At 39.0% G+C, this 6,605-nt stretch carries 8 protein-coding genes; all 8 read right to left on the bottom strand.

Features of this window, described 5'->3' with window-relative positions; translation table 11 throughout:
* A partial coding sequence (locus tag AACS24_RS10960; protein ID WP_219927722.1) for a hypothetical protein occupies positions 1-258 on the bottom strand: 258 nt, incomplete at its 3' end.
* 54 nt (positions 259-312) lie between these two features.
* Positions 313-1,419 carry an N-acetyl sugar amidotransferase gene (locus AACS24_RS10955; RefSeq protein ID WP_108570689.1) on the bottom strand — a complete coding sequence of 369 codons (1,107 nt, stop codon included), beginning with the start codon at positions 1,417-1,419 and terminating at the stop codon, positions 313-315.
* A gap of 3 nt (positions 1,420-1,422) precedes the next feature.
* Positions 1,423-2,697, bottom strand: a complete 1,275-nt coding sequence (locus tag AACS24_RS10950) for an N-acetyl sugar amidotransferase (protein WP_108570688.1) — start codon at positions 2,695-2,697, stop codon at positions 1,423-1,425.
* Between the two features lie 12 nt (positions 2,698-2,709).
* A complete protein-coding gene (locus AACS24_RS10945; protein ID WP_108570687.1) occupies positions 2,710-3,519 on the bottom strand; it encodes a HisA/HisF-related TIM barrel protein in 810 nt (269 codons plus the stop codon).
* Positions 3,512-4,165, bottom strand: coding sequence for an imidazole glycerol phosphate synthase subunit HisH (hisH, locus tag AACS24_RS10940; protein WP_108570686.1), 654 nt, complete (start codon positions 4,163-4,165; stop codon positions 3,512-3,514). Before hisH ends, AACS24_RS10945 begins: the two co-directional genes overlap by 8 nt.
* 13 nt (positions 4,166-4,178) lie before the next feature.
* Positions 4,179-4,943, bottom strand: a complete 765-nt coding sequence (locus tag AACS24_RS10935) for an oxidoreductase (RefSeq protein ID WP_219927721.1) — start codon at positions 4,941-4,943, stop codon at positions 4,179-4,181.
* Entirely contained in the window at positions 4,933-5,631 is a 699-nt protein-coding gene (locus tag AACS24_RS10930; RefSeq protein ID WP_108570692.1) for an acylneuraminate cytidylyltransferase family protein, read from the bottom strand. Before AACS24_RS10930 ends, AACS24_RS10935 begins: the two co-directional genes overlap by 11 nt.
* Positions 5,628-6,605, bottom strand: a complete 978-nt coding sequence (locus tag AACS24_RS10925; protein ID WP_108570685.1) for a Gfo/Idh/MocA family protein — start codon at positions 6,603-6,605, stop codon at positions 5,628-5,630. Before AACS24_RS10925 ends, AACS24_RS10930 begins: the two co-directional genes overlap by 4 nt.

Genomic DNA, 6,605 nt, shown 5'->3' with positions numbered 1-6,605 from the left:
ATATAATACCTGAAGATAAAATATTCTAGCTAGCTCTTGTGTATACTTTTTTTGTTCAGGCACCAATATCATACCAAGAGCACCACCAACCAACAAATTTACCAAAACATCTGGTATCGATAGTAAAACGATGATTAAATCAGAGGTTTTTGAGACACCAAAAGATGATGCGATAAATAATTCTCTTAAAAACCCCGAGATCCGCCCTAAAAAAAGAGCAAAAGAAACAAATAGACCAGATATAAATAGCTTTTTCATATTCATATGCCGCATGTAACTTGTGGGCATTAACATAGTCAACGCCCACAATAATTAGCTAACTTTATACTTTAAGACCCATTCACCATCCTTATAGTCCCATAATTCTTTATTTCTAAATTTTTCAACTGTATTATCAAACTCATCTCTCGTTATCATATGAAAATTTAGAAAATCTTCAAGATCATTAAATGGCTTTTCATCCTGTAGTTCATTGACTATTTTTACAGCTTCAGCACGTGACAGCCTATCGTTCCAAATGTCATAACAGGTCTGATCTGTTGCACGCCAGAAACCAAATTTCAGGTATTTGAACCAAATATTGATTTCGCAAAGCTTTTCGTCGATATTGTCGTAATCCAGATAGTTACCAGGTAAAGGACCAGCTCTACGACCTGTAAAACCTCTCGGTAATACAAACTCATAGTTCTGACGCCCATACCATTTAACAAAGTGCCCCAGATAAATACTCTGAACTCCAGCTTCTTCAAGTTTCTTGTAATCAGGATACTTATAGAAAAATACATCGCGTTCAGAAACGTCATCATCCAGCCAATCAAAAACTGTCTTTTCTTTGACCAGATCACTTTTATTTATCGCTAATGCCGAAGGTCTGCTTTCGCTACGCTGCAACCCGCCAAACTCAAAGGCTATATCTTCTCCCCAAACTACAAGCGGAACTTCATAGATTAAAGCTGTATTTACAACGCTTGAAAACATTGCACAATGTTCTGCCCAATTTGGCTCACCCTGACGTAAAAAACATTTTTGACGGATTTTTCTAAAGGTGCTTGGTTTGATTGTAATTTTCATATGATCAACGTTCAGATCTTTGATCATATTATTTAAATTATCTATACCTTCAGTAGTAGGTAAATGGGCTGCGAGCGTTACGCAAAGTACTTTTAAGCCAAAATGTTCAGCTAAGACTGCAGCCTGATACCAACTGTCTTTACCCCCACTGACAGCAACTATACAGTCATAAAATGGGTGGCTTGCTTTTTTTATATCTTCAACAATCAGTTCGAGATCTTTAAAACGTGCATCCCAGTCGATAGTCGCTTTAACCTCTTTGGTGCGACATGCGTTACAAAAACCGCGCTCGTCCAACCAAACTCCTGGTTTTGTATCTGGCATTACACAATTTGAACAAAACTTCATATTTTATCCCTCGACAGCCTTATAGTTTCGCTTATCCATATAAGTCCGCCCCAGTAAAATGTACTCATTAAATGAAGACTGGTCTTCAAGTAATTCAGTTAGCTTGTACTCTCTCGGATCAACTACTTCAAGCTCCTGTCCGGTTTGCAAATTAATATCATTTGCCAAAACACTACCCTTGCAGAACCAAGTACCGTCTTCTCTCTTCTCCCAAGCTGTCGGATCCCTGAATGGGTTAATCGACGACATAAATTCATCTTCTGACAAACCAACCCAGTCAAGAAAGACCTGAAGAGCTTTTGGCTTCACTTCAATGTATTTCTTAATAAGCGCCAGACCTTCTGATTTAGTTATTCTTTTCAAACGTATGTCACGAGCAACATGGTCAGAGACCTTTGCATAACCAAATTTCAGATATTTGATATAGTCATGCACACTAGCATTATTGAAACAATGAATTGATTCATAAGTGTTATATGTGCGTTCCTGAGTATGGGTCTCATAACCAAAATTACTAATCGCATGTTCTATCTGTCTCTGAGAATCCCAAAACACATAGTTACCAATATATAATCCACGAACTCTGGATTTTTCTAACTGAGCATCAGAAGGATAAGTAAATGCTTGTAAGTCTTTATGTGTCACTTTGTCAGAAACGCCAATTAAAGATTCAGCATCGACACAACGCATCGCATGTTCTTTCCTGACCTTTTTGGTCATTTCAACACGGTCATGGTGGCTAAACATCCCCACCTGATCCAACCAACCATTTACCCCCCAGATAATTAATGGGATATCAAGCTTAGTTGCAACCTGTACCGGGAATGTCTGACTCCCAGCAAGGACGTGCCAGTACATGTCACCAAACTTTTGGAGAGTGATTTTTGTGATTTCTTTGATTGTTTCAGGGCCTACTGTGGACATCATATGATCACAATCCAGTTCAGTGATCAAACGCGCCAGATTACGTACACCAACTTTGGTACTGAAGTGAGTGTTGTAGGTTACGAGCAGGGGGTTTAATCCGTACTTATTTTTGACTAGGTCTACGATGAAAAAATCATCACCCGTACCAACAACAGGAATTACGCAGTCATAAGATGCCCCTGAACGCCCTTTATACTGAGACAATAAAGCGTCCAGTTCTTTTTCTTTAGCTGCCCAGTCAATTTGATATTTTTCTTCATGAACACGGCAACCACTACACACACCTTGTTCGTCAAGAATCAAATTCAGTGCATGGTTTTCCGGATACAAACACCTGTTACAAAAATTCATTTTTCAAATACCTTAAAATGGACGGCCCAAGATATCTAATGAGAAATCTTCATATTTTACTTCTGAGCTTAGACGAACATCTAATCCAGAACTACGCATTTGAGCCTTAGCTGCAATAGTGCTGTGTTCCATATGCTGGAAAATGTTCGCTGCCGCGACGGCCTGACAACCACCTTTTGAAATGGCATCAGCCAGATGTTCGAATCGGCCAACACCACCTAAAGCAATAACAGGAATATTCACCTCAGAACTAACTTCCTGTAATAATTCGACGTCATATCCAATGCGTGAGCCGTCACGATCGACAGAGTTTAATAAAATTTCGCCGGCACCAGCAGCTTCGATATCTTTCAAATATTTTTTCAGGCTGACCTTGTAAACACCTTTACTCAGATAATCATATACTGCGTAACCAGAGTCTGTTTTGACTACATCAACAGATACCGTAATACACTGATCTCCATAGATATTTGAAGCCTCAGTAATAAACGCAAGATTACTACGCACAATAGAATTCAGGCATACTTTGTCAGCACCAGCTTTAAGTAGACTTTGGATATGTGCTAACGTCTTGATGCCACCACCAACAGTTAAAGGCACAAAACACTCTTTAGCTGCCCATGCAACTAATTCTATATTAGGTGATCTAAACTCCTTGGTTGCATCAATATCAATGATAACGATCTCATCTACATCCCAATTCACGAAAAACTCAATAGCCGTTTTTACATTACCTATCGGTAAATATTTGTTGAAGTTAAAACTTTGAACCACTAAATCATTTTTAGCGATAATACAAGGAATCAATCTCGTCTTAAGCATTATGTTGACCAACCATTGAACTTGCCCATTTGAAGAAGCTACTTAACGCAAGCAAACCATTTTTCTGACTTTTTTCAGGATGGAACTGCATGCCTATGACATTATCTTTTCTTACAGCAGCAGTCATCAAACCGCCGTAATCAAATTTTGCCATGGTGTATCGATCATCACAGACGACATGCAGACTGTGTACAAAATAAAAATCTTTATCAGCATGGAGATAATCGAAAATAATATCTGCTGGCTGCAAAACTAAAGAGTTCCAACCAATGTGAGGCACTCTCAGATTTCCTTCAGGGTGCATATAGGTTACTTTTCCAGGAATCCAGCCAAGACCTTTCGTCATTTCCTTTTCTTCAGAAACATCAAATAACAGCTGCATACCGAGACATATACCTATAGTTGGTTTCTTCAGCTCTTTTACAGCTTTGTCCAATACAGGGATTAAGCCCCTTTCAGAGAGCTTTTTCATCGCATCAGGAAAGGCACCAACACCAGGTAAAATAATGATGTCGGACGCCAGAATCACACTGCTTTCGGCAGTAATCACGACATTAAAATCTCCGACATGAGCAATCGCATTTTCGATCGACTTCACATTTCCCATCTCGTAGTCGATAATCGCTACATTCAATTTATTAGCCATATGTGCCCTACCATTACATCGAGAAGCCATCATCAACAACTATGTTTTGTCCATTGACAAAATCAGACATTGACGACAGTAGAAAAACGATTGACCCCAATACATCAGACACATCCAACATTCCTTTCCCTAGCGTTTCCTTTTTATAGGCTTTAAGAAAATCTTCAGGCTGATGATCAAATATACCGCCAGGACTTACTAAATTGACCCGAAATTTACTATTCGCGACATATTTCGCCACATAACGTGACAGATGAATAAGACCTGATTTAATAGCGGCATATTCGACTGGCATAGTCATTTTAGTATTTTCGTAAATACTGAATTTTGGAGGAATGACTCCATAAACAGAAGATATATTAACCAGCGAAAATGCATTCTGATACTTTTCGAAATATCTGGCACACTGTTGCATAAATAAAAATGAAGAGCCAAGATTCATCGAAATGTTTTCATTGAAATCACCCTGAGCCACTTCATAAAAGTGCTTACCATAATTTTTATTTCGTGGGTAAGCGCAATTAACTGCACCAGTAATATTTTCCACAGAGTCAAAAAATCTGACAACGGCAGACTCATCCAATAAATCAATAATAACTGCCTGTAACGCATGGCTGTGAATATCAACGCCGGCATTCTCTAGCTTATCATTTAAAACCTTCAGATCCCGGTCAATAGCAATAACTGCAGCTCCCTGTGCCATCAACTTATGAACAAGTTGGGCTCCTAGAAGCCCTCCAGCACCGGCCACAACGATCTTTTGTCCTTCAAGCATCATTTGTTTTACTCTTTACTATTGCTTCTGCGAGCATGAAATCATAAATATCATCAATATCCACAGCCCTGTCTTTCGGAATGAGCACACTAGTCACTTTGCCGTCAAACAACGCATTTTTTTCAAGAACAAATTCAGGTTTCGCTGCGTAAACTACTGTAGTTATATCAAAAACTTCAGGAGCGTCTTGCCTACGATATACACCGTTAGCAGACCTGTTGACCAACTCGACATATCCATCTTCGCTCTGTTTGACCATATTGAAATACGGGCTACGATTTGCTGGAGTAACAGAAATACAGATATCGGCACCAGTTTTTGAAAGTTTGTTTATTGCAGCACTAACATCTTTTTGATCACGTAGTGGGCTGGTTGCAGGCAAACTTACAAATATATCAAAATTGCCGTAACCGGAACGAACATAGTCAATTCCATGACGCCATGATAACCATTCTGGACTGGTGTCTGTAGCAAGCTCTGCAGGACGCTGGATAATTTCGGCGCCTGCAGCCCGCGCAACTGAAGCAATAGCGACATCGTCAGTGGAAACAAACACTTTTTCAATACCCGTTGTAGCAAATGCTGTTTCTATGGAGTATTGAATTAGAGGTTTACCATCCAGAAGTTTAATGTTTTTTTGAGGTAGTCCCTTTGAACCTCCTCTGGCAAAGATGAATGCAATAGTTCTCACGCTATCCTTCTCCATTTATTAGATTGTTTTGCATCCTCAATCAGTTTGATCACCTTCGAAGCTGTCTTAACTGTTGCCAGATGTGACATGCCAGCAGTTTTGATGTTTTCAAAAGCTTGCAACATATCTATATACATGCCGTTTTTATTGTATTCCGGCTCTGAATACAGAGTTTCAGTTCCTGTTGCATGAAATAATATGACTGAGTTTGCTATTAGGTCCCACACCAATCGACCTTTTTCACCAATAAACTCACAGTTTCGTTGTGTTGATTTTTGAATAAAATCAAGATGGATAGAAATGTAGGTGCCGGATGAAGTTGTAAGAACCAAATCCGCTATCTCTTCGACATCTAAATCCAGCTCATCTGTTGTACGCAGCCAACTATGCTGTAATTCCAAATCGTCAAAGAACCAAAATAAATAATCCAACTCATGACTGAGCTCTAGCAAGACCCCACCACCAAGTTCTTTTTTAGCGGAAACAGAGTCTTTATAATTTTTGTCTATACGCCATCCTGGTAAAAACTGTCCAACATTAGATTCAATATTGTAAACAGTACCTAACGAGCCAGAATCCAGATATTTTTTTACGATTTGAGCTGAAGGTAAAAATCGCAAACAATAGCCGACAGAAACCATATTTTCATATAGTCCGTGAATGCTGGCTAGTAATTCTTCGCAAGCATTTAAGCTATCCGATAAAGGTTTTTCAACAAGAACAGCTATACCTTTTTGTAGCAAAATATTAGCTGTAGTAACATGATAGGGCGCCGGTGATGCAATAATGACATAAACTGGTTTTTCTACCAGCAGTTGTTCAAAACTAATAACAGCATCGGCATGATCTGGTAATTTATTGTTACGTCCGCTTGCAGAAACAGAATAAATTTTACCTTCTGGATGTAGGTGCTTTAAATTAGCAAGATGGCGTTTGGCAATACTGCCCATACCAATGACAGCGTAACAACTCAT

This window comes from Aeromonas sp. HMWF016, from assembly GCF_963878195.1.
GTDB classification, from domain to species: domain Bacteria; phylum Pseudomonadota; class Gammaproteobacteria; order Enterobacterales; family Aeromonadaceae; genus Aeromonas; species Aeromonas lacus.
Note: the sequence above shows the minus strand (reverse complement) of the source record. Positions and strands in the feature narration are given on the sequence as shown.

Excerpts from the sequence above, each read along its gene's own strand:
- AACS24_RS10950 (WP_108570688.1), bottom strand. The coding sequence starts at position 2,697 with ATGAATTTTTGTAACAGGTGTTTGTATCCGGAAAACCATGCACTGAAT.
- AACS24_RS10955 (WP_108570689.1), bottom strand. The coding sequence starts at position 1,419 with ATGAAGTTTTGTTCAAATTGTGTAATGCCAGATACAAAACCAGGAGTT.
- AACS24_RS10945 (WP_108570687.1), bottom strand. The coding sequence starts at position 3,519 with ATGCTTAAGACGAGATTGATTCCTTGTATTATCGCTAAAAATGATTTA.
- AACS24_RS10935 (WP_219927721.1), bottom strand. The coding sequence starts at position 4,943 with ATGATGCTTGAAGGACAAAAGATCGTTGTGGCCGGTGCTGGAGGGCTT.
- hisH (WP_108570686.1), bottom strand. The coding sequence starts at position 4,165 with ATGGCTAATAAATTGAATGTAGCGATTATCGACTACGAGATGGGAAAT.
- AACS24_RS10925 (WP_108570685.1), bottom strand. The coding sequence starts at position 6,605 with ATGAGTTGTTACGCTGTCATTGGTATGGGCAGTATTGCCAAACGCCAT.